Source organism: Ruegeria sp. AM2 (assembly GCF_056540685.1).
Genome location: NZ_JBQFXE010000010.1, coordinates 39,427 through 61,054 on the forward strand (window position 1 = coordinate 39,427; position 21,628 = coordinate 61,054).

Here is a 21,628-nt window from a genome sequence, read left to right on the forward strand (position 1 = left end):
TGGCAACAGAGATTTGCAATCCGGCCACTATCCTGGTTCCGGTTTGTCAATGGGAGGCTTGCATGAATCCGAATGCAAAAAACAAGTTTGGCAGGGTCGATCTTGAGGTGACCGCCTTTGGCTTTGGCACCGCGCCAATCGGCAATATCTTTCGCGAAATCGACGAAGAAACGTCGGATGCGATGATCCAGCATGCTTGGGACAAGGGTGTCCGGTATTTTGACACGGCACCGATGTACGGCCATGGGCTTTCGGAAATGCGGACTGGTCATAGCATGCGCTGGAAAAACCGTGATGATTTCGTCCTTTCGTCCAAAGTTGGTCGCGTGCTTAAGCCTGCCCGACGCCAGGACATCAATTTTGAACCTTGGACAAATGCTGCGCCGTTCACGATGCACTTTGATTACTCTTACGACGGCGTCATGCGATCATTCGAGGACAGCTTGCATCGTATGGCACTGGAGCGGATGGATATCTGTTTCATTCACGACATCGATGTTTTCACGCGCGGCAACGACCAGCCCGAAGTGTTCAATCAAGCCATGGATGGTGCGTGGAAAGCGCTGGAGAGCCTGCGTGATCAGGGCGTTGTCAAAGCCATCGGTGTTGGTGTGAACGAGTGGGAAGTCTGCCACGCCGCACTAGAGCAGCGCGATTTTGACTGCTTTCTGCTGGCGGGGCGCTATACTCTGTTGGAGCAGGATGCGCTGGACAAGTTCCTACCGCTTTGTGAAGAGCGCGGGGCGGCTGTTGTTGTTGGTGGCGGTTTCAATTCCGGCATTCTGGCGACCGGCGCGAAGGAGGGGGCCAAGTACAATTATGCCCCGGCACCAGCCGAGATCATGGAAAAAGTCACCAGGATCGAAGCCGTTTGCGCGGAATACAATGTGCCGCTGCCCGCAGCTGCACTGCAATTCGTTGTCGCACACCCGGCAGTTCCGAGTTTCTTGGCCGGGACCCGCACCGTCGAGCAACTGGATCAGAATCTCAACTGGTTCAGCTATGACATTCCAGCAGAGTTCTGGGCTGACCTGAAGGCCAAGGGGCTTCTGCGCGAAGACTCCCCAGTTCCGAAATGAAGCCAGCTGTCCTGCCAGCAGGAAAATACGGTTACAACGACCTAATGGTCGGGGATGTCATGAAAACTGGATCCGCAGAGATTTCTGCGGACCGAATTGCAGCTTTTGCCGCACTGACCGGGGATGAATATGAGCTTCATCTCGACGATGCGGCCGCTCGTCAGCGGGGTTTCAAGGCTCGTGTAGCCCACGGCCTTTTGGTGTTGTCAGTGGTGGATGGGCTCAAGTTTCAGGCTCGTGCAAAACCCGATGGTCTGGCTTCGCTGGGGTGGGATTGGCGCTTTGAAAAACCTGTCTACGCAGGTGACATTATCCGGGCTGAACTGATCGTTGTCTCAAAACGCATAACGTCATCGGGAAAGTGCGGGATCATTGAGTTTCATTTTGATGTTTTCAATCAGGATGATCTGAGGGTCCAGCACGGAACCAATAAGTTGATATTTGACATGCAACTTCAACTGGGCTGACGAGGGGTTCATGTCTGTATCACTCACCAAACGAGTTATCACGCATAAAGCGGCCAACGCTGCGATTCAGGCAGCGCTGGATCATGCGGCACAGAACGGATGGTCTGTTGCTGCGTTGGTGGTCGATACGGGCGGGCATATGGTTGCAGCGGGCCGGATGGATACAGCTCCTGCCGCCGTGGCAGATTTCGCGCTGGACAAAGCCCGTACAGCGGTTCTGGGTAAAACGACACGGGCATTTGCCGAACGCATGTCCTCGCATCCGAATTTGAAAATGGGTTTACTGAACCGTCCGGGCTTGTGTGCCTGGGATGGAGGTGTCCCTATCTACGAAGACAGTGTGTTGATCGGTGCAATGGGTGTATCGGGAGCAGCCGGTCCTGACGACATTCAGTGTGTCCAGGCCGGGCTGATGGCGATTGGTTTGGGTGATTGATTCGAGTTTGAGCGCTGTTGGGTTGTAGGACGTTGGTGGCAATGGCTCCGAGGTTTTGCGCGGAAGACCTGATGTTGTGCCAATCCGAAGATCTTTTTCTGGCAGCGTAGAACTGTGTTGTCTTTGTAACCAAGAGAGCGGAGCGAAGGGTGGGAACTTGGCGATCAATCTGACGGCAACCCAAGGCGCTCATCCGACCTTGGTCAAAGCAAACAAATATGGCTTTGTTGCGAAGTAATATTCTGACTGAAGAAACCAGGCCGAGCCAACGGTCTAAGCAACCAGTTTCGCGGCTGCTGAAATGGACACAGTCCGGGTGTGAACCGACCTTTGCGGATCATGTGTGCAGCCTCGATGCCTGCGGTGTTGGTACCGCTCTTGTCGAGGGCATTTAAAAGAAATGCTCACGCGACATTCACTTAGAAAAGAGTTTCATCCATTCGCATGATCGACCGCAATATCGCGATGCCCGCAAGCAGCGTCGGCAATAGCGCCTGAGTACCGTGCAACCCATCGTTTCAGCCTAGTGTGATCATCCGATACACAGCGCTCGGCCGTGAACTCTACCAGACAACGATAAGGCACGCCGCGCCGGACTTAGAAGAACGCCGCAACGAGGATGACATCGTTCGGATACTGCGCGCCTTTGAAAGAAATCATGAACATTCTTTTGTTCTGCGATTTCCGAAAGTCATTCACCAGCTTAGGGGCTGAGCATCAACAGATTTATTATTGCTACAGATCTGCCTTTGTTTTCCCTGCCTGCCCATCACAAACCCTTAGGTCAGCGGCACCATCGCCAGAGCCCTGATGGGTGACCCGGTGCCATTTTCGATCTTCAGCGGTGCCGCGATCAGGAGCGCACCCTTTGGCGGCAAAAGGTCAAGATTGGCAAGAGAGGCCAAGCCAAAGCAATTGTCCCGATGCAAGTAGTTATGCGCAGGATAGGGCGGGCTCATCTTGCCTGCCATGCCGGCATCCGTCCCGACACATTGGCTGCCCCAACCGACGATACCCTTGGACAAAAGATAATCGAGGCAGTCGGTGGTGGGTCCAGGGCTGTGCGACCCGTCTTCATAAGGGTTGGCGTCCATGTTCAAGAAGGTCTCTGGATCATGAGATCGTTTGTCCCAATCCGTGCGCATAACGACCCATTCGCCAGGATTGATTTCGCCGTGTTCCCCCTCCCACTCTTTGACGTGCTCTGCAGTGAGCAGGAAATCCGGGTCCGCGGCGGCCTGCCTTGAGCAGTCGATAACATTCACAGGCGCGATCAGGCGCTGTACGTCGAGCGTATCGGTCGCGCCATCAGGAAAGTCCCTGCCGGTGATCCAATGATGCGGCGCGTCGAAATGAGTGCCAGAGTGCTCACCCAATTTCAGCCAGTTCCAGGCAAAAAATGGTCCATCGGCGTCATACTCGCTGATGCGGTGAATTTCGACTTTTGGCGTGTTTCTGGCAAAATCCTCGGGCAGTTGCAGGATCGGCGTGTCGGGGCCCAAAGGGGCGGTGCAATCGACCATCTTGATCTGTCCCGACATCAACATGGCCCCGAACCTCGCAAGTACGTCTTTGGCACATGGGGAAACTGCTGTGGTGGTTGATCCTTGCGGTGTGCGACCCGCAAACCGGCGACGGCGTCGGGCGAGGACTTCGCCGGTGATGTCAAAAACGGTCCCGATCGTTTCTTTCTTTGTGACATTTCCCGGAGAAAGGCGGACGAGTGGCCCGCGAAAATCGACAGAATATCCCTCGACGCTGAGCGCACCGACCACTGCCGCGGCTTCGGGTTTGTCGGGAAACCGCAACATGACAGACCCGCCGCGCCCTGCTGCCGTGCGCGGAGAATGCAACGGGATATTAAGCGCGTCCGCACGTGCGATGATCTGATCTGCAAGCTGTTGGTTCCATGCGGCAATTTCCACGTGATCCTGCCCCGCGTGCCAACGAAGCGCCGGTAGTGAGGCCAGTGCAGGAACAACGGCCGGCGTGCCACCGTCGAAACGGCGGATATCGGGCGCATAGTCGAATTTGTCGAGATCCCATGAAAATGGGTTGTTCTGAGAAAACCACCCGCGCCCTTCGGGTTTGAGGTCCGCGATACGATCTTTGTCGATGTACAGAATTCCGGCCCCAGGCGTGCCACACATCCACTTGAGGCTGGTGGACAGCACGAAATCCACCCTTGGGTTCATCGCGTCAAACGGGATCAGGCCCGCAGCCTGTGTGATATCGACACCGATCATGCTGCCCATCTCGCGCCCGTGCGCGACCAGTGGCGCAAGATCGACGCGCGCCGAGGCGGTCGAGGTGACCCAGGTCAGAAGTGCCAAGCCGACATCCGGGCCCCACCGGGCGGCGAAGTCTTCTGCTTCGACCCAGGATTTGCCCTCACTGATGGGAACAGTGTCCAGCGTGAAACCCATCTTGGGCGCAAGCCCTGCCAACAGGAAATGAATAGATGGAAAGCAATCAGCTGCAACCAGCACTCGCTTACCCTTAAGTTGACCTTCCGGTAACGATCGCATCAGCTTATGCATGCCTTCGGTCACGCTCTCGCAGGTCGTGGTCGACCCTTTGGGCACGTTGATTATGCGTCGCCAGAAATCGATGAAATCCTGCCGTTTCAGCAGCATATATCCCCATTGCTTGTCATTTGGGGCTGCCCAAATTTCAGCAAATTCCGCCATCGCCCGCGACAGTTCCTCTTCCTTGCCGGGGTAAATTCCGATGGAGTGATACAGGAAATAGCCAGCGTTCTGAGCGTTCGAAAGCATATCGTGTTTCCCGGAATTAGTGTTGATAAGCGCGCTGCGCGCGTTTCTCCAGCCATCCTGTCAATCGCACAAGCGGCAGAAGGATAATGATGTAAAGGATCGCCGCGCCGATAAGCGGGCTGGGATTTGCAAAGAGTGCCTGCGCATCTGTCGCCTGTTTGAGAAGGTCTGACATCGCCACCACCGAAGCGAGCGCGGTGTCCTTGATGACGGACACACAGTTTGAAGCGTGCGGCGGAATGACAATCCGAATGGCCTGCGGGACGATCACCTTACGCATTGTCGTCCAGAACCCAAGTCCAAGCGCGGCAGAGGCTTCGAACTGGCCTTTTGGAATGGCCTGCAGCCCGGCGCGCATGACCTCGGCCGTAAATGCCGCCAGAACCATGGTCAGCGCAGCGGCGGCGGCTGTGAAAGAATTCAGGGTCACACCCGCAAAGGGCAGGGCATAATAGATCAGGATAAGCAGGACCAGAACCGGAATGGCCCGGATCAAGTCGATATAGGCGATGGCCAGAAAGCGGAACGGTTTGGGCGCATAAAGCCGCATCATGGCCAATAACACGCCCAGGATCGAGCCAAACACGATTGCGGTGATGCCAAGCAGAAAGGTGTTTCCCAACCCCCTAATGAGCATCGGAAAGGCCCGTTTCAGTACGTCAATGTTGAAGAAGATGTCGAGTGCGTCCATTGCCCTACCCGGTCACGTCGTGTGTGCCCGGGTATGCGGCTCGGGCACACCCGGATCTTGAGGGCGCCGCTTACTGGGTTGCGGATGTCGGAATTGGAAGCGGCGTCACGGTCAGGCTTCCTTCGGCCGGAGGTACACCCAACCAGCGCTCGTAAAGCTCGGCCATTGTCCCGTCCGATTTCATTTCGCTTATGATGGCGTTGACGTCTTCCAGCATCGGCGAGTCTTTCGGCATCATCATGGCGAAACGCTCGCCGGTGTTGATCTCGGTCGCGACCTCAAGCCCTTCGCCCTGCGTGAACGCATAGCGTAGCCCCACGACGTCATTCACGACCCCATCAACACGCCCTGTGCGCAGGTCTGTCAGCATGTTCGCAAGCGTGTCATAGCTGTTCAGGCCGCTATAACCGATCACCTCCTCGCGTTCCTTCAGCCAGTTCTCACCGAATGAGGTCGCGATCGCACCGACTTGCTGACCCTTGAGGTCTTCAAGACTTGTGATGCCAGAGTCTGTGCGCACACCAACCCCCAGCGCGCCTTCGACATAGGGCTGCGTGAATGATTGGCTTTCCAAGCGTTCATCCGTGATCGTCAGCGATGAGATCACCATGTCGACACGCCCCGACGCCGTGGCCACAAAAAGCGCCCGGAAATCATATCCGTCAATATCGGCTTCACGCCCCATCCGCGCAGCGATTTCTTTGACGATATCAACCTCAAAACCCTCAAAGTCACCGTTTTCCATCTTGTTTTGCCAAGGCGGATTGGCCGGATATGCACCGACCCGAAGCGGGTCTTCTGCGTGTGCGGCGGACCCCGCGACGGCAAATGCGAGACCTGTCATGGCTGCTAAAATTCGACGACGATGGAATAACATGATTTTCTCCCTGACTGGCTACTTTGAGGTATTGGGTAGCTTATTTTTGCAGTTGAAACGCACGCAGGGACACAGACGAAAGTTTGAGATTATTCCCTGTGCAAAGATGCCATGAGGATTCCGTAAAGTATACTGTTCGTCAACGGAATTGTCCCGTAACTGCTTGAATTTTGCGTTTTTAGCATGAAATTGCGATAAACAGTATACAGTTTAGACGATTTGGCAGTCGGGTTTCCCAAAGGTCTTAGCGAAGAGGTGCGCAGCATTGGCGAAAATGAGCTATCGAGAGCAGGTCTATGAAGAATATCGCGGGCGCATCCAGCGCGGGGAGGTTGATCAGGATGCCCGGCTGGTCGACAAGACCATCGCGAGCGAACTTGGCCTGTCCCGCATGCCGGTTCGCGAGGCGCTCATGCAGCTGGTGCACGAGGGATATCTGGAAGGAACATCCAGAGGTTTCGCACTGCCCAAGCTATCGGATCAGCAGGTTCTGGATGTGTTTGAGCTGCGAAAGCTGTTGGAACCGCATGCGGCTGGACTGGCAGCTCAGGCCATGTCCGATCAATCCGTCTACCGCCTGCGCGAGGCTGTTGCGGATACCATGCAGGCGCTTGAGGCCACGGATATCAATCTACTGTTCCGCGCGATCGAGTTGTTCCGGAACACCTGGCTGAACAGCGTCCCGAACAGGGAGTTGGAGAACACCATTCAACGCTATCACGCGCAGGTCCGCACCGTGCGGGTCGCCACGATGCAAAACCAAGGCAGTCGCAATGTGCTTGTGCGCGGACAATCTGCGCTGCTCGACGCGTTTTCGAGGCGGGATTCCATGGCCGCCATGAGTGAGATGCAGATCTTTGTCCAGCATGGCAGAGAAAGCTATCTCAAAAGCCGAAACCCGTCGCCGGATCAGGTCTGAGGTCAAATCGCCACCTGCGCAGCGCAACGTGACAACGCCGCGCCGACGCATCTTGGCCGCGGGTCAGTCGAGCAGGGCGGTGGCTTCGATCTCGATCAGGAATTCCGGCATGGCAAGCGCCTGCACACCTAGCAAGGTATTCGCTGCAGGAGTGACATCGCCATAAAACGCGCCGATGGCCGGGCCGATTTCGTTGAGATGGTCGGGCGAGTAGTTCACCACATAGGTACGCAGCCGGACCACGTTGGCCGGTCCGGCCCCCTGATCAGCCAGCACTTCTTTGAGGTTGGCGAAACACTGCGCGGCCTGCGCGGCCAGATCGCCTGCGCCGACGATGTTGCAGTCCTTGTCCCATGCGACCTGTCCCGCCAGATGCAACAGGCGCTGGCCTTGACTTTCAACGGCGTGGGAAAATCCGAACTGGGTTGCATTGTACATTCCGGCTGGATTGATGGCTTTGACGGTCATGTTCTCTCCTGCGTTTGCTTGGTTATCGGTCAAGGGTTTCGGGATCGGTGCGCCAGTCCATCAAGGTGGCATAAACCTCATCCGGCCAGGGGATCGACGTATGTTTGTCCAGATCGCTGGCGGCCAGAACCTGCCTGCTGCGCCAGCGCTCTTGTCCTTCACAGCTGATCCGATGGTGCAGCGTCACCGAGGACTTTCCAACCCGCGTAACGATCAGATCGAACACGAGCGTTTCGCCGAACAAGGACGGTTTCGAGAAATCGCAGCTCAGGTGAACCGTAGGCGTGCCCCAGCGTTGTTCCCAAATGATCCGGTTCCACGGATAGCCGATATGGTCCCAGAAATGTTCGTTAACGCCATTCAGTATGTCGAGATACGAGGGGAAATAGGCGGTGCCCGAGATATCGCAATCGCCGAACCGCAGTTCCCGTTCAGTGGTGAAAATCTTGCTCATCTTTTTCTCTGTAGCTCCCTTTATCTGCCTGACGGCAACGGTGTCCTCAGCCCCAGGTTTGGTCGGGGTCGGGCGAGGGGATCGCTGCCAAAAGCTCGGCTGTGTAGGCGGCCTTTGGGGCCTCGAAAATCTCCTGTACCGAGGCGTTCTCGACGATGCGTCCGCTTTCCAGCACCAGCACCTGATCGCTGATGCGTCGTACCACGCTCAGGTCGTGACTGATGAAGGCCACGGTCAGGCCCATCTGCGACTGCAACTCGGCCAACAGTTGAAGAATCTGCGCTTGGCTTGAAACGTCAAGCCCCGAGACGATTTCATCGGCCAGAATGAAGGTCGGGTTCAGCGCAATGGCGCGGGCGATGCCCACGCGTTGACGCTGACCACCCGAAAGCTCGTGCGGGTACCGCGTGGCCAGTGCCGGGTTCAAACCGACCCGCTCAAGCGCCGCCTCGGCTGCGCCCTTTTCATAGACGTTGTGCAGTCGCAGCGGTGCCTCGATGATCCGCCGGATGCGATGACGCGGATTGAGCGAAGACATGGGGTCCTGAAAGATCATCTGCAATTGTCGTCGAAGCGGCAGCAATCCGGCATCATCCAGATGGGTAATGTCCGTGCCGTCAAACTGGATTTGCCCGCTGGTGGGTTCGATCAGGCGGATCAGCGCCCGGCCAAGCGTCGATTTGCCCGAGCCCGAAGCACCGACAATGCTCAGAATACTTCCACGCGGGATGTCAAAGGACAGCCCCTTGAGGATCTCGATTGTCGGGCGCGGACCGAAGACCGGTGTTCTGGTGAAATCGGGCAGCGACAGGCGCAGGTCTTTAATCGAAAACAGCGGGGTCATTCAAAAAACTCGCGATCAGCCGCTGCAACTTCGGCTTGGACGGCGGCGATGACCTGTTCCGGAACCGGCATCAACGCGCCTGCGGGATCGTCATGACGAGGCGTGGCCGCAAGAAGCGCGCGCGCATAGGGGTGTTTCGGACCGGCGAAAAACTGGTGGACATCGGTGTCCTCGACAACGTGACCCGCGTAAAGCACGGTCAGCACGCTGCACACTTTTGAGACGACGCCAAGATCGTGGGTCACGAACAAAAGCGCGGTTCCGTGCTGTTCCTGCATCTGCCGGATCAGACGGATGATCTTCTTTTGCACCGTGACATCCAGCGCCGTGGTTGGCTCGTCGGCGATGATCAGTTTGGGTTCGGCGACAAAGGCCGACGCGATCAGAATTCGCTGGCGCATCCCGCCCGACAGTTCGTGCGGATAAAGCCGCATCACACGAGCGGGATCCGGGATTGCGACCTCATTCAGCAGGTCGATTGCGCGTGCCACTGCATCGGCTTTTGCCCAGCCCAGAATGCTCGTCAGCCGGTCGGTAATCTGCGGACCGATCCGGCGTGAGGGGTTCAGCGCGGTTAGCGGGTCTTGCGGGATCAGCGCGACGTTCCGCGCGACCCAGGCCCGCCGTTCGCGCGGGGGCAGGGCGGTCAGATCGGTGCCATCCAGATGAATGGACCCTCCGGTAAGATGAAGCGCCTGCGGTAGGATATCCAGAATCGCTTTGCCGATCATCGATTTTCCTGCGCCGCTTTCGCCAATCAGGCCGCGCACCTCGCCTGCTGCCAGTTCGATATTCACGCGGCGCAGGACGGGTTGCCCGTTCCGCAGACGAACGTCGAGGTTTTTGATCGACAACATGCTCATTGCAGCACCGGATCAAAACGTTGTTTCAGCCCTTCGCCAAGCTGGCCCAACGAAAGCACAGTGAGGAACAGCGCAATCAGCGGAAAGATCAGGACCCACCAGGCCTGATGGATGCTCTGGCGGCCTTCGGCGATCATCCCGCCCCAGGTCGGTGCATCGGTCGAGATCGACAGATTTACAAAGCCCAGTATTGTCTCGACGATCAAGGCGATGCCCATTTCCAGTGTCAGCATGACCCCGATCGTGGGCAGCACGTTCGGCAGGATTTCTGTCCAAAGCATCGAAAACCGCGAGCGCCCGACAACGCGGGCGTTATCAACATAGTCCATCGCGGACTGAACCATGGTCTCGGCCCGCACCACGCGGGCAAAGCGTGTCCAGTCGATGATGACGATAGCGATGATGATCGAGGTCAGCCCGGTGCCCAGAACGGCGATCAGCAGGATAGCGAACAGCACGGGCGGAAAAGCCATCCAGATGTCGATCAGGCGGCTGATGACCTGATCGGTCCAGCCGCGGTAATACCCGGCCAGCATCCCCAGCAAGGTGCCGAGCAAGCAGGTCAGAACGCCCGCGATTAGCGCCACAGTCAGCGCGATTCGAGTGCCGTAGATCAGCCGTGACAGGACATCCCGGCCAAGACTGTCGGTGCCCAGCAGGTACTTGGGATCGGCCCCGTCGTACCAGAAGGGCGGCAACCGTCCGGCAAAAAGGTCCTGTTCCAGCGGGTCCACCGGCGCGATCAGCGGAGCAAAGATCGTCAGGACGACCAGCAGACCCAGCCAGAGGCCGGGTAGCCACAAACGCAGATTTGCGCGGCGGGGTTGTGCAAGGCGGACGCTAGGCATGGCGCAGCCTCGGGTTCAGCACGGCATAAAGAAGATCGACGGCCAGATTGACCAGTGTAAACAGCAGGGCAAAGATCAGCACGATCCCCTGGATCAGCGGCAGGTCCCGATTGATGACCGCATCAATCGCCATGTTGCCTAGCCCTTCGTAGGAAAACAGCCGTTCGATGATGACGGTGCCTCCGATCAGAAAGGTAAACTGCACTCCGACCAGAGTCAGCGTGGGCAGCGCCGCGTTGCGCAGGGCCTCGCGCAGGATGACCTGACGTTCGGAAAAGCCCTTGACCCGCGCCAGCGTTACATAGTCCAGATGCATTGTTTCCTTCAGGCTCTGTTTGAGGAGTTGCGAAATGATCGCGGCGAGCGGCAGGGCCAGTGCCAAAGCGGGCATCAGCATATGCGCCAGCACATCGCCAAAGACATCCATGCGCAGACGGATGAAGGACTCGAACAGGTAGAAATTGGTGCTGAATTCCGGGTTCAGCGCTGGTGAGATGCGTCCGGATATGTGAAAGATCGGCCACAATACGCCAAACAGCAGGATCAGCGCCAGACCCCACAGGAAATCCGGTACGCTGAGCGCTGCGCCCACACCGACGTCAATGCCGGACTCGACCCGCGTGTCGCGCCAGAGCGTGCCGTAGACCGCCGCTGTCCCCCCCAAGACCAAGGCGACCAGCAATGCAAACGCGGACAGTTCCAGCGTAGCAGGCAAGCGGCCCAGCACCAGATCGCTGACTGGTTGGCGCAGTGAGATCGAGGTGCCAAAATCGCCCTTCGCGATACCTCCGAGCCAGATAAAGAACTGTTCGACAATTGATTTGTCGAGGCCAAAATGTCGTTGAAGCCGGGCAATGTCATCCTCGGTCGCACCAGGTGGCAGCATCATGGCGATTGGATTGCCGGGTACGATACGGATCACGACAAAGACGATGACCGCTACTCCAAAGAGCGTGATCAGCGAGGTCATGACCCGTTTCAGAAGTGTTTGTACGATTTTCAAGGGCGAGTGCTTTTGAAAGGGTCCGCCTCGCGATGTCTGCGAGGCGGACCGCTTGGATCATGCAGGTGACATCAGGTGCGGCAGCAGCGCCCCGGACCGGTGCGGTGTCACTTTCACATCAGTGCTGTGCAGGATCGGTTGCACATATTGCAGAAGCGGAATGACCAGCGCGTTTTCTGCAATGTGCCGATCGACCGCCTTCCAGCCTTCGATGCGCTTGGCCTCATCCGTCTCACCCCAGAGCGGTAGGATCATGTCGAACGTTTCCTGCCCGTCCCAGACCGAGTGTGGCGAGGGGCCGAACATGGCAAAGCCGGTGGAAGTGGTCGGATCGCCAACTGCATTGCCCCAGTTGTAAAAGGCCGCCGGAGCCAGTTGGTCTGCTGCACGCAGCTCAAAATGCTTGGCGATTTCGTAAACCTCGATTTCCGCTTCGATGCCCACGCGCCGCCAGAGGCCGACAATGGCCTGAATGATCTCATAATCCTTGGGCTTGAACCCTCGGGTTGTCTGGATCGTGAATTTGACGGGGTTGTCCGGCCCATAGCCGGACGCGGCCAGCAACTCTTTGGCCTTGTCGGGGTCGTAGGGCACCTTGACCGACGCGTCATAGGCCGAGTAATCCGGCGTCTGCAGCGTATCGATTGGAACACCATAGCCCGACAGCAACCGGTCAACGATGGTCTGCTTGTCGATGGCATGGGCCATGGCCATACGGACATTGGGATCGGTCATTGCGTCCACGTCGTTGATGAAGATCATACCGATGTCTGAGACCGGATTAGCGGCCCCAGCGATCCGATCCGTTGCCTTGAGACGGTCGAACTCCTCGTAGGGTACTTCGATCGTCACGTGGGAATTGCCGCTTTCGATCTCGGCAACTCGGCTGGAAGCGTCGGTGACGAATTTGATCGTGACCGTTTTGAAGGCCGGAGCACCGCCCCAGTAGTTGTCATTTGCCTTGAGGCGGATGAACGCGCCGCGTTCAAACCGATCCAGCATATAGGGGCCGGTGCCAATCGGGGCGGCCTCAAAGCCTTCGGCGCCGACTTCTTCATAGTATTTCTTCGGCAATACATAGCCGGTGAGAAAACTCATCCATTTGAAAATGGTGGGCTCATATTCCAGCACGTCGGCGGTCACGCGATTTCCGTCGATAGTGAAATTGCCGATCTTGCCCCAGATGAATTGAATGGGGTTGCCGCTGTCGGGGTTGCCCGCTCGCTCAAGGCTCCAGACAACATCCTCGGGTGTCAGTGGATCGCCGTTGTGCCAGGTCACGCCCTCGCGTACGTCCATCCAGATCTTGCTGTTGTCGTCGTTCCAGCCCCAGTCGGTCACGATGCCCGGACCAAAACTGAGGTCGGGGTTCTGGTGAATGAACATGTCGAACACGGATTGATAGATGCCCTGAATGGTGGGGTTCACCGCAGACAGGCCGACGGTCGGATCCCAGCTTGGAAGATTGACGTTGTAGGCAATCACCAGTTCTTCGGCAGAGCTTTGCGCCAGCGCAAACCGACCGAACGGTGCCGAAATGACGGCAGCCGACGCCACGCTGAGCCGCAGCATTGAACGACGTGAAACATTCATTTTTTCTTCTCCCCTTAGTGCATGATTTCCGTTTTTGTTCAGCTGCCAGCCAGCTTGTTGGCCAACATCCAACCTGCTCCTGCGCCGGTTCCCGCGCCGGGCCAGACGGCGGCACCGGTCAGGTGCAAGTTGCGGATCGGTGTTCGTCCGTCCGCATGGCCGCGCAAGGGCCGGTACATGAAATGCTGACTGAGGTGGTGGCTGCCGCAGATCTGATCGCCACCCACAAGATTGGGATTGTCGCCCTCCAATTCCGAGGGCGGCACGATGCGGTGATGCAGAATCGTGTGGCGAAATCCGGGCGCATAGGTCTCGATCAGGTCGAAAACGCGTTCGGCAAAGGGCGCGGCGGCGTCCGCCCAGTCACGTGCGTCGATCCGTCCAGCCGCGTCGCCGCGGATCCGACCCGGAGCCATTCTGACCTGCAGCCACAGCGAATGCTGCCCCTCAGGCGCACGCGACGGGTCGGCCACGGTTGGCTGACCGCACACAATCACGGGCTCTTTCGGGAGCAACCCGGCCCGCGCCTCGGTGTATGTGGCTGCCATCTGATCGAGGCTCGGGGCCAGGTGGACATAGGCAAACCGCCGCAATTCACGTGCCCGCCAAGGGGGCAGGGCCGAGGCGGCGACATGGATCATCAGTGTTCCGGGTGCGTGGGAATAGGTGGCCAGCCCTTTGTCGAACCGCCCCGATCCGGTGTCGCCGGTCAGCTGTGCCAGCGTCTTGGGCGCGACCCCCGCGACAACGGCTTTGCGGGCCTGAATGACCTCATCATCGGCAAGCCGGACGGCGCTTGCGCGGCCACCTTCGTGCAGGATTTGGCTAACACTGGCGTTACATCGGATCGTGCCGCCGTGGCTTTCGATCATTTTACACAATGCGTCCGTCACGCCCTGCGCGCCGCCTGAGACCAGCGCCATGCCAAAGCTTTGCCCGGCCATGCCTTCGAGGTAAGGAAACATCGCCCCGCCCGCCGCGTCTGGTGCAAAATCCAGATGCATGCCCCAAGCGCTCAGCAATGCGCGCACTTTTGGTGAGCGAAAGCACTCTTCCAGCCAGGCACGCGGTGACAGAACCAGAAAGCGGGTCAAATCCAGCAGTCCGGCTGTGCCTTCGGCGCGCCATAGCTTCCATGCGGTTCGAAGGACCGGACCACGTTGCATCGGCGTGCCAAGGACTGCGCCGATTCGATCAAACCGTTGGGGAAACTCTGCGCTCAGTTGGTCCCAGGTCTGCCCATCCACTGCGTCATGCGCGCGGATGCGCGCGGTCGTCAGCTTGCGGTCGTGGCTGACCCCCAGCCACGATCCGTCCGGAAACGCGCTGGCAAAGGGATGTTTGACCGGAACGAATTGCAGGCCATGCTGTGCCAATTCGGCCCCGTGGCGGGCATGGAAGGCCGAACCGGCAAACAGCGACAGGTTCATCGCCGCCCAGTCATGGGTAAATCCGGGAAGTGTGTATTCGCCGGATTTGACGGCCCCACCGGGACGCGAAGATTGCTCCAGCACTGTGACGCGCCACCCGAGCGAGGCCAGATGAGCCGCGCAGACCAGCGCGTTCACCCCCGAGCCAACAAAAACTGCATCATTATTGCTTGACACATCATACTCCCGACAGAGATATTTGCAAAATCATATAAATATGTCTAGCAGATTATCTGCGACAGCGGTTTCAACCATCGCGATGCTCATGGGAGGATGAGAAAATGGACTCTGCGGGAACACTCGAGAACCTGGCTCAACTGATGGCCACGGGCGGCATTGAGGTGGTAGATTGTTCGGGAACGCTCGGGCCCGAGACGCCGATTCTTCAACTGCCCGAGGACTTTGCCAAGAACACCCCCAAGATCGAGATTCACAAGATCAGCGAATATGACGAGGACGGGCCGTTCTTTGCGTGGAACTGGATGGTGCTAGGAGAACATTCAGGCACCCATTTTGACGCGCCGCATCACTGGATCACTGGCAAGGATTACGAGGACGGCTATACCGACACGCTGGATGTGAACCGCCTGGTTGCGCCGGTCAATGTCATCGATTGCTCGGCCGAGACCGAGGCAAATCCCGATTTCCTGCTGACGGCAGACCTTGTGAAAGCGTGGGAGGCCGAACATGGCGAGATCGGCAAGGGGGAATGGGTTGTGATGCGGACCGACTGGGACAAACGCGCCCATGACGAAGGGCTTTTCCTGAATGCAGACGAGACCGGCCCGCACAGCCCTGGCCCGACGCCGGACTGCATAGAATATCTGCTGTCAAAGGGGATTGTCGGCTGGGGCAGCCAGTGCATTGGCACCGACGCCGGGCAAGCTGGCGGGATGGAGCCACCGTTTCCTGCGCACAATCTTCTGCACCGCGACAACTGCTTTGGTTTGGCAAGCCTGGCCAATCTCGACAAACTTCCGGCCAAAGGGGCGATCCTGATTGCAGCACCGCTGAAAATCCAGCGCGGAACAGGCTCGCCCATTCGAGCGCTGGCGCTTGTGCCGCGGACCTAGTCTGTCATGGCGCGGTCATCGCAGGACCCGATCGTTGTCATCGGCGCGGGCATCAACGCTTTGGTTGCGGCGGCGATGCTGGCGGGCAAGGGCCACAAGGTGCTGGTTCTGGAACGCTCTGACCGACCCGGCGGTTGTATGCGCAGCGATGAGATCACGTTGCCGGGGTTCACTCACGACGTCATGGCGGCAACCTTCGTTTTATTTCTGACCTCGCCCGCCTACGCGGAATTGGGCGAGGCGCTGACCGAACATGGGCTTGAGTTCTGCCATACACCGCACCCAACAGCTGTCCTTCGGCCCAACGGGTCGGCGCTGGTTCTGACAACCGACCGGGCCGCCAATATCTCCGCATGGGATGCGCGGGCGGAAGGCGACGGTGCCGCGCATCGCGAAGATGTCGAAGGGATCGAGGGTGAGGCAGAGTTTCTGTTCTCGCTTCTGGGTCAGGACCTTTGGGGCCGGCCTATGGTCAAACTGCTGGGCAAGGAGGCTTGGCGACGCGGGATACGCAACATGGCCACCTGGTTCGGAGAAGCGCTGATACCGGCGCGCGGTTGGCTTGAAACCACGTACAGCGACCCCGATGTGCAGGCGCTGTGGGCGCCATGGTGTCTGCATACCGGGCTGACGCCCGAGGCAACCTATTCCGGAAAGATGGGCAAGGTCATCGCCTTTGCGCTTGAGGCCGCAGGTGCGCCGGTTGTCCGGGGTGGGGCCGGGCAGGCGGCGGTGGCCCTGCAAAAGCTGATCGAAGCGCGCGGTGGCGAAGTTCGCTGCGGTGTCGATGTTGATCGGATCAATGTCTCCAAGGGCCGCGCAACCGGGGTGCGCACCGCCGACGGAGATGTTATTGCGGCGAAAAAGGTGATTGCCAGCGTCGCGCCGGGACAGTTGCAAACCCGGTTGCTGTCGGACGCTACCGAAGCCAATCCCGAGGCGTCGCGGAAATTCAGGCACGGGCGCGGCAATTTCCAGTTGCACTATGCGCTGGATGGCGAGCCCGAATGGAAGGCCGAAGGTTTGTCTGACGTGGCATTGATTCATCTGGCGGATGGGATTGACTCGGTGTCGAAATCCTCGAACGAGGCCGAGCGCGGGATGCTGCCCGAAACGCCCACGATCTGCGTGGGGCAACCGCACCGGCTTGATCCGTCCCGTTGCCCGGATGGTAAGGCGATCCTCTGGATCCAGATCCCGGATGCGCCGCGCAAGGTCAAGGGTGACGCCGCAGGCCGTATTGCGACCAATGGCCAGTGGGACGAAGCCACGCGCGAGGCATTTGCCGACCGGATCGAGGACATTGTGTCGGCGCATATTTGCAACTTCGCCCAGATCAAGCTGGCGCGGAGGGCCTATTCTCCAGCCGATCTTGAAGGGCTGAATGTCAATCTGGTTGGCGGCGATCCCTATGGAGGGGCTTGCTCACTCGAACAGTTCTTTGTGTTCCGGCCCGGTGCGGGAACAGTCAATCACGACACACCCGTCAAAGAGCTTTATCACATCGGTGCATCGACGCATCCCGGCCCCGGCCTTGGCGGTGGTTCGGGCTATGCGCTGGCCAAGAGGCTGGGTGCATGACCGAACAGATGCGCAGGGGCGGGAACGCTGCCCATCTGACCACCATCGGGCTGCAGAACTTTGCGCCCTACCTGATGAACCGGATCATGGGCCGCTACAACGCCGCGCTGAGCGATCAGATGGCGCAACTGGGCCTGAGCACGGCGCAAATGCGAACGCTTGCGGTTCTTGCGGTGATCGACGGCATCCTGATCCGGGAACTTGCGGTCTATGCTGTGGTCAAACAATCAACGCTCAGCCGGGCGCTGGATGCGCTTGAGGCCGAAGGTCTGATCCGACGCCAGACCGACGATGAGGATGGCCGCGCCTTTCGGATTTATATTACTGACGCCGGGCGCAGCGCTTTTGACGCGCTTTGGCCGATCATGGCCGAAAGCTATGAGAACATGTTCGAGAACATTCCCGAGGCCGAGCGGCAGACTTTTGTGAAAACGCTACAAACCATGCTGTCAAACGTCCGCATGCATGATTTCTGAGAGGGTCTGAACCAAAGGAGGATCCGATGGCAGAACGGTCTTTTCGTGCCGAAGTCGAACATTTGCGCAAGGGTGCCGGAGATACTTTTACGGGTGAGGGTATCCTGGCCATCACTAAGGCGCTTCTGGAAAACGGTGTCGGTTATGTCGGCGGATATCAGGGCGCACCGATCAGCCATCTGATGGACGTTCTGGCTGATGCCGAAGAGCTTTTGGGCGAGTTGGGTGTGCGGTACGAGGCCAACGCCTCAGAAGCTGCCGCCGCCGCGATGCTGGCGGCTTCGGTGCATTACCCAATTCGCGGCGCGGTGACCTTCAAGGGTTCAGTTGGTGTCAACGTAGCGTCGGATGCGCTGGCCAATCTGGCCTCGTCCGGGGTGAACGGAGGTGCGCTTGTCATCGTGGGCGAGGATTACGGCGAAGGCTCTTCGATCATGCAGGAGCGGTCTCATGCCTTTGCGATGAAGTCGCAATTCTGGCTGCTTGATCCGCGCCCGAATCTGCCTTCGATCGTCAAATCCGTGGGCGACGGCTTTGCATTGTCCGAGGCATCCAACACGCCGGTCATGCTGATGGTGCGCATCCGTTCGTGTCACGTCACCGGCAGTTTCGAGACCCGCGACAATGTCAGACCACCCCTGACCGTGCGCGAGGCTTTGTCGAACCCGCAAAAGGACTTTGCGCGCGTGGTGTTGCCGCCGATGAGTTTTCAGCACGAACAGGACAAGGTGAATCAGCGTTGGCCAGCAGCCGAGGCGTTCATTCGCGAAAATGCCCTGAACGAACGGTTCGGCCCTGCGGACGGCAAGATCGGCATCGTGTGTCAGGGCGGGATGTATAACGGCGTGATCCGCGCGTTGCAGCGGTTGGGGCTTGCGGATCTGTATGGTCCGACCGGGGTGCCGGTCTATTGTCTGAACGTAACCTATCCGATCCTGCGTGATGAGTTCACGGAATTCGCCGAGGGCAAAGACGCCATCCTGGTGATCGAGGAAGGCCAGCCCAACTTTATCGAGGAACAACTGGCCGCCCATCTGTACCGGACAGGTGCCTCTGTCAGCTTGCATGGCAAGGACATTTTGCCCATGGCCGGGGAATATACCGGTCAGGTCATGCTGGACGGAATCACTGGGTTTTTGCGCAAGGCTGCGCCGGGCCTCTTGCCGGATACAGTGCGGGCGCCAAACAAACCGGATCTCGCCATTCCCGATCTGACAAAGTCCGTGCCGGTCCGCCCGCCCGGATTTTGCACCGGTTGCCCTGAACGCCCGATCTTTGCGGCGATGAAGATCGTTCAGCAAGAACTGGGTGAACATCAGATTTCGGCCGATATCGGCTGTCACCTGTTCGGCGCCCTTCCGCCCTTTGAAATCGGCGGACAGACAATGGGATACGGGCTTGGCCCTGCATCGAACGCGGCCTTTGATGGCGGCGGCGAAAAGCGGGCGATCTCGATCCTGGGCGATGGTGGGTTTTGGCACAATGGCCTGAGTTCGTCGATCGGGAACATGGTTTACAATAAATCCGACAGCGTCGCCCTGATCGTCGACAACTACTATTCCGCGGCGACGGGCGGGCAGGACCTGCTGTCCTCACGCGCCGACAGTGCCACCAAGACAACACAGCAACCGATTGCCGAGGCCGTGAAAGGCGTCGGGGTCAAATGGGTGCGCCAGATCGACCACACCTATCACGTCTCGAAAGTGGCGGACATTCTGCGCGAGGCTTTGACAACCGATTATGACGGGCCAAAGGTGATCATCGCTTCATCCGAATGCATGCTGAACCGTCAACGCCGCGAACGGCCTAGGAAGGAGCGGGCTATCAAAGAAGGTCGCCGTGTCGAAAAGCCCCGATTTGGCGTTGACGACGCCATCTGTACCGGCGATCACGCGTGCATGCGGCTTTCAGGCTGCCCCTCCCTTTCGCTGAAAGACACGGGCGATCCCCTGCGGGACGATCCGATTGCGCATATCGACCAGACCTGCGTCGGTTGTGGCAATTGTGGTGAGGTAGCGGATGCCGCTGTGCTGTGCCCCTCGTTCTATCGTGCAGATGTCGTGCACAATCCGCGCCCCGCCGAACGCTGGATGGCAGAGCGGACACAGCGTATTGTCACCTGGCTGCAAAAGCGGCGTGAAACCCGACAGATCATGTTCCGAAAGACGGCGCAATGAACGCGCACGGGCAGACACCAAAGGCTGGCATGTCCGATCCTGTGGAAACAGGCGTGATCAAGCTTGCCGTTCTGGCGGTCGGCGGGCAGGGCGGTGGGGTGCTGACCAACTGGATCGAAAGCCTTGCGCGGGCTCAGGGCTATGTCGCGCAGGCAACGTCTGTCGCCGGCGTATCGCAGCGCACCGGGGCTACAATTTACTACATCGAAATGGCCCCGAATGTGTCGAGTTCCATCCCTGTGTTCTCGCTTGCCCCGGCAGCCGGCGATATCGACATCCTGATCGCCGCCGAATTGATGGAGGCGGGCCGGGCCATCACGCGCGGCTTTGTGACGCCGGACCGGACGACGCTGATTGCCTCATCCCACCGGGCACTGGCTGTTAGCGAAAAGATGGTACCTGGAAACGGCATCTCCGACCCCGCCGAGGTTCTGGCGGCGACCGATATTGCGGCACGCAGGGTAATTCTGGCGGATATGGATCAATTGGCCGTTGCCAACGGCTCGGTCATCTCGGCCACGCTTTTCGGCGCGCTGGCCGGGGCGCAGGTGCTGCCTTTCGAACGCGCCGCCTTTGAGGACGCGATCCGCCAGGGGGGGAAGGGGGTCGATGCCTCTCTGGCAGCGTTCGACGCGGGATATGCGGTCACGCAGGAAGGGTCAGAGACGCCCGACCCGGCGAAGGTTGCGCAAGACGCGGCCGAGGTCGTGACGGGCGCAGCTTCGCAGCGCGACGCTCTTGACAGACTGATGGATGATGTTGCGGATTTGCCAGCAGAAATCAGAGAGATTGCGCGGCTGGGGCTGCAGAAAACGGTTGAGTTTCAGGATGTTGACTATGGCCGGGAATATCTGGACAGGCTGCGCAGGGTCATCGCGCTGGACGCACCCGAAAGAGGGTTCGACCTGTCCCGAGAGGCGGCAAAATACATCGCGAACGCGATGGTTTATGACGATATCATCCGCGTGGCCGACCTCAAGACGCGCCGGGATCGGTTTGACAACATCCGGCGCGAGATGGGCGCGGTTGCGGCGCAGGTGATCCACGTCACAGAATTCATGCACCCCCGCGCGCAAGAGATCGTGGGCATGCTTCCGCCCGCGATAGGATCACGCATCGCGGATTCAGAACGCTGGATGAACCGCATTGACCGCTGGTTCGGCAAGGGCCGGCGCTATCGCAGCAGCGGTCTGGTGTCGTTTCTGGTATTGTATAGCATTGGTGGTCTGCGCATCTGGCGACGGCGGACGTTGCGCCACAAACAAGAACAGTCTCATTTGGACGAATGGTTGGCCGCAGCATGTCGGATTGGGCCCGAAGATTATGCCCTTGCGGTCGAGGTTCTGCGCTGCCGCCGCCTGATCAAGGGCTATTCGGACACGCATGCGCGCGGGCTGACCAAATTCGACAAGGTCCTTGCCGCGGCCGAACGCCTGCGGGGTCGCCACGACGCAGCGGACTGGGTGGCCCGCCTGCGAGAGGCTGCGTTGCAGGACGAACAGGGCAAAGCGTTGGATGGCGCATTAAAAACAGTCGAGAGCTTTTTGTGAGCGTCGCGGCATTCGTTTCCAC

Annotated in this window: 20 protein-coding genes; 9 read left to right on the forward strand and 11 right to left on the reverse strand. The window is 58.8% G+C overall.

The genetic code is table 11. From position 1 onward, the window contains the following. The first annotated feature begins 62 nt into the window (after positions 1-62). From ACR0CR_RS16285 to ACR0CR_RS16295, 3 genes are read left to right on the forward strand one after another with little or no spacing between them, the layout of a single operon-like run. Positions 63-1,079 carry an aldo/keto reductase gene (locus ACR0CR_RS16285; protein WP_480601036.1) on the forward strand — a complete coding sequence of 339 codons (1,017 nt, stop codon included), beginning with the start codon at positions 63-65 and terminating at the stop codon, positions 1,077-1,079. A 44-nt stretch (positions 1,080-1,123) separates the two neighbouring features. Continuing rightward, entirely contained in the window at positions 1,124-1,546 is a 423-nt protein-coding gene (locus ACR0CR_RS16290) for a MaoC family dehydratase (RefSeq protein WP_480601267.1), read from the forward strand. A 10-nt stretch (positions 1,547-1,556) separates the two neighbouring features. After that, positions 1,557-1,982, forward strand: a complete 426-nt coding sequence (locus tag ACR0CR_RS16295) for a GlcG/HbpS family heme-binding protein (protein ID WP_480601038.1) — start codon at positions 1,557-1,559, stop codon at positions 1,980-1,982. Positions 1,983-2,761: 779 nt separating this feature from the next. On the opposite strand, the gene ACR0CR_RS16300 is transcribed toward ACR0CR_RS16295, so the two are convergent. The 3 genes from ACR0CR_RS16300 to ACR0CR_RS16310 all read right to left on the reverse strand — a co-directional run bounded on the left by ACR0CR_RS16300 (position 2,762) and on the right by ACR0CR_RS16310 (position 6,327). Beyond that, on the reverse strand, positions 2,762-4,759 hold the full coding sequence (locus ACR0CR_RS16300) for an aminotransferase class V-fold PLP-dependent enzyme (protein WP_480601040.1): 1,998 nt from the start codon (positions 4,757-4,759) through the stop codon (positions 2,762-2,764). 16 nt (positions 4,760-4,775) lie between these two features. Further along, positions 4,776-5,450 carry an amino acid ABC transporter permease gene (locus ACR0CR_RS16305; protein WP_480601043.1) on the reverse strand — a complete coding sequence of 225 codons (675 nt, stop codon included), beginning with the start codon at positions 5,448-5,450 and terminating at the stop codon, positions 4,776-4,778. Between the two features lie 70 nt (positions 5,451-5,520). Next, the gene (locus tag ACR0CR_RS16310) at positions 5,521-6,327 is read right to left on the reverse strand and encodes an ABC transporter substrate-binding protein (RefSeq protein WP_480601045.1); all 807 of its coding nucleotides are present in this window, start codon (positions 6,325-6,327) and stop codon (positions 5,521-5,523) included. Between the two features lie 274 nt (positions 6,328-6,601). On the opposite strand from ACR0CR_RS16310, the gene ACR0CR_RS16315 reads away from it, so the two are divergent. Beyond that, complete coding sequence (locus ACR0CR_RS16315) at positions 6,602-7,246, forward strand: GntR family transcriptional regulator (RefSeq protein WP_480601047.1); 645 nt, start codon at positions 6,602-6,604, stop codon at positions 7,244-7,246. 63 nt (positions 7,247-7,309) lie between these two features. Here ACR0CR_RS16315 and ACR0CR_RS16320 read toward each other — a convergent pair whose 3' ends face one another. Genes ACR0CR_RS16320 through ACR0CR_RS16355 form a run of 8 tightly spaced genes read right to left on the reverse strand, consistent with a single transcriptional unit; the run spans position 7,310 to position 14,926 of the window. Next, complete coding sequence (locus ACR0CR_RS16320; protein WP_480601049.1) at positions 7,310-7,714, reverse strand: RidA family protein; 405 nt, start codon at positions 7,712-7,714, stop codon at positions 7,310-7,312. Positions 7,715-7,736: 22 nt separating this feature from the next. Then, positions 7,737-8,168, reverse strand: a complete 432-nt coding sequence (locus tag ACR0CR_RS16325; RefSeq protein WP_480601051.1) for an acyl-CoA thioesterase — start codon at positions 8,166-8,168, stop codon at positions 7,737-7,739. Positions 8,169-8,214: 46 nt separating this feature from the next. After that, positions 8,215-9,012, reverse strand: coding sequence for an ATP-binding cassette domain-containing protein (locus ACR0CR_RS16330; RefSeq protein ID WP_480601053.1), 798 nt, complete (start codon positions 9,010-9,012; stop codon positions 8,215-8,217). Next, entirely contained in the window at positions 9,009-9,875 is an 867-nt protein-coding gene (locus ACR0CR_RS16335) for an ABC transporter ATP-binding protein (RefSeq protein ID WP_480601055.1), read from the reverse strand. The genes ACR0CR_RS16330 and ACR0CR_RS16335 overlap by 4 nt, the downstream gene beginning before the upstream one ends. Next, positions 9,872-10,723: an ABC transporter permease gene (locus ACR0CR_RS16340; RefSeq protein ID WP_480601057.1), complete on the reverse strand. Its 852-nt coding sequence runs from the start codon at positions 10,721-10,723 to the stop codon at positions 9,872-9,874. Before ACR0CR_RS16340 ends, ACR0CR_RS16335 begins: the two co-directional genes overlap by 4 nt. After that, positions 10,716-11,726 (reverse strand): ABC transporter permease, encoded by a 1,011-nt coding sequence (locus ACR0CR_RS16345; RefSeq protein WP_480601060.1) that lies wholly within the window; start codon positions 11,724-11,726, stop codon positions 10,716-10,718. The genes ACR0CR_RS16340 and ACR0CR_RS16345 overlap by 8 nt, the downstream gene beginning before the upstream one ends. 57 nt (positions 11,727-11,783) lie before the next feature. Next, complete coding sequence (locus tag ACR0CR_RS16350) at positions 11,784-13,319, reverse strand: ABC transporter substrate-binding protein (RefSeq protein ID WP_480601062.1); 1,536 nt, start codon at positions 13,317-13,319, stop codon at positions 11,784-11,786. Between the two features lie 38 nt (positions 13,320-13,357). Continuing rightward, a complete protein-coding gene (locus ACR0CR_RS16355; RefSeq protein WP_480601064.1) occupies positions 13,358-14,926 on the reverse strand; it encodes a phytoene desaturase family protein in 1,569 nt (522 codons plus the stop codon). A gap of 104 nt (positions 14,927-15,030) precedes the next feature. Between ACR0CR_RS16355 and ACR0CR_RS16360 the strand changes: the two genes are divergently transcribed. From ACR0CR_RS16360 to ACR0CR_RS16380, 5 genes are read left to right on the forward strand one after another with little or no spacing between them, the layout of a single operon-like run. Beyond that, positions 15,031-15,822: a cyclase family protein gene (locus ACR0CR_RS16360; protein ID WP_480601067.1), complete on the forward strand. Its 792-nt coding sequence runs from the start codon at positions 15,031-15,033 to the stop codon at positions 15,820-15,822. Between the two features lie 6 nt (positions 15,823-15,828). Further along, on the forward strand, positions 15,829-17,403 hold the full coding sequence (locus ACR0CR_RS16365; RefSeq protein WP_480601069.1) for a phytoene desaturase family protein: 1,575 nt from the start codon (positions 15,829-15,831) through the stop codon (positions 17,401-17,403). Beyond that, positions 17,400-17,879 carry a MarR family winged helix-turn-helix transcriptional regulator gene (locus ACR0CR_RS16370; RefSeq protein ID WP_480601070.1) on the forward strand — a complete coding sequence of 160 codons (480 nt, stop codon included), beginning with the start codon at positions 17,400-17,402 and terminating at the stop codon, positions 17,877-17,879. The genes ACR0CR_RS16365 and ACR0CR_RS16370 overlap by 4 nt, the downstream gene beginning before the upstream one ends. A gap of 26 nt (positions 17,880-17,905) precedes the next feature. Beyond that, positions 17,906-20,056: a thiamine pyrophosphate-dependent enzyme gene (locus tag ACR0CR_RS16375; protein WP_480601074.1), complete on the forward strand. Its 2,151-nt coding sequence runs from the start codon at positions 17,906-17,908 to the stop codon at positions 20,054-20,056. Then, positions 20,053-21,606 (forward strand): indolepyruvate oxidoreductase subunit beta family protein, encoded by a 1,554-nt coding sequence (locus ACR0CR_RS16380; RefSeq protein ID WP_480601077.1) that lies wholly within the window; start codon positions 20,053-20,055, stop codon positions 21,604-21,606. Before ACR0CR_RS16375 ends, ACR0CR_RS16380 begins: the two co-directional genes overlap by 4 nt. Positions 21,607-21,628 lie beyond the last annotated feature (22 nt).